Below are 742 nucleotides of genomic sequence, written 5' to 3'. Positions count from 1 at the left end.
TTWTNNCATTCTTCTATTCAATCTTGCGTATCATCATTATCACAATTAAACATTAAACCTTGTCCAATAGTTAACGGAGCCGCTTTTCTATTAGCAATAATTCAAGGAATATCAATATAATATTTTTGTTCTTGTAATATTTTATATTTTCCTGTTTCTAAATAACTTAAATATTCAGGTTGTTTATTTATTTCTTTAAAATATATTTCATTATTCATTTTTACACCTCTTTTTGTCATCACCCATTATATAATCACCATAAGGAGAGTGTCAAAAAATGTGAAAGTTATTAACATTAATTACTAGTATTTTAGAAAACCCAAAAATAGCAATAAGAATTATAAAATTATTAGAAAAATATGGTAATTCTAAAATAAAAGCAATTTTGCAAAGTATTAAAGATATTGAACATCAATTAGCACAAATTCAATATTATTTAAACCCTAATATATTAAGTGATTTATTAGCAAAAATACCTAAAAGTTTAGAAATACAATTATTTAAAGATATTAGTTTCTTAGATAAAAATAAATATAAAGAAATTGTAAAATCATTAACACCATCGGAAAGTAATTGAACTATATTATCTAGTAGTTGATGTAAAAAGGGATTTTTTCAAATAACTAATAAACAAAAATTAATAGGTACTTTTGTGGTATTTACATTTTTACAAAATAAATTTTATTAATATTTTAAATAAGGAGTTGAAATTATGCAAACAAAACAATATTTTGTTTTTTGK

1 protein-coding gene is annotated in these 742 nt (G+C 21.0%); it reads left to right on the top strand.

Annotated elements, in window-relative coordinates:
- The first annotated feature begins 277 nt into the window (after positions 1 to 277).
- Positions 278 to 688 carry a hypothetical protein gene (locus EHV01_RS06225; protein WP_422066702.1) on the top strand — a complete coding sequence of 137 codons (411 nt, stop codon included), beginning with the start codon at positions 278 to 280 and terminating at the stop codon, positions 686 to 688.
- Positions 689 to 742: the final 54 nt, after the last annotated feature.

Source organism: Spiroplasma sp. hy2 (assembly GCF_044714365.1).
GTDB classification, from domain to species: domain Bacteria; phylum Bacillota_I; class Bacilli_A; order Mycoplasmatales; family Mycoplasmataceae; genus Spiroplasma; species Spiroplasma phoeniceum.
The sequence above is the reverse complement of the archived record's forward strand: the minus strand, read 5'-3'. Positions and strand labels throughout refer to the sequence as shown.